At 60.3% G+C, this 378-nt stretch carries 1 protein-coding gene; it reads left to right on the forward strand.

The window, feature by feature from the left end:
• Window positions 1–146: 146 nt before the first annotated feature.
• Window positions 147–378, forward strand: a 232-nt coding sequence (locus tag GYA94_RS27480) for a LysR family transcriptional regulator (RefSeq protein ID WP_161893531.1), incomplete at its 3' end; no start/stop codon positions are given.

Here is a 378-nt window from a genome sequence, read left to right on the forward strand (position 1 = left end):
TTGCGCCGGTGAGCAGGGCAATCTTGCGGGTCATGGTAAGAACCTCGTGAGGGGTGGGTGCTCACAGGTTATTGGTCGGCTGGCGGGTGTTAAATCCTTCAAAAATGGAAATACTGTTCGCCTCAACCGGATAGTCGAGGGCGGGCGTGAACAAGTTGGAGTTGCTGCGGACCTTTGTGCGGGTCAGTGAGGTGAACAGCTTTACCCTGGCCGCCGAGAGCCTGGGCTTGCCACGTTCGACGGTGTCGGAACAGGTCAGAGCGCTGGAGCGCCTGCTGGGTACGCAACTGTTCAACCGCACCACCCGCCGGGTGCGGGCAACGCAGGGTGGGGCCTTGCTGTACACACGCAGCAAGGACCTGCTGTCAGGTATGGAAG

This window comes from Pseudomonas juntendi (assembly GCF_009932375.1).
In the GTDB taxonomy this organism is placed as follows: domain Bacteria; phylum Pseudomonadota; class Gammaproteobacteria; order Pseudomonadales; family Pseudomonadaceae; genus Aquipseudomonas; species Aquipseudomonas juntendi.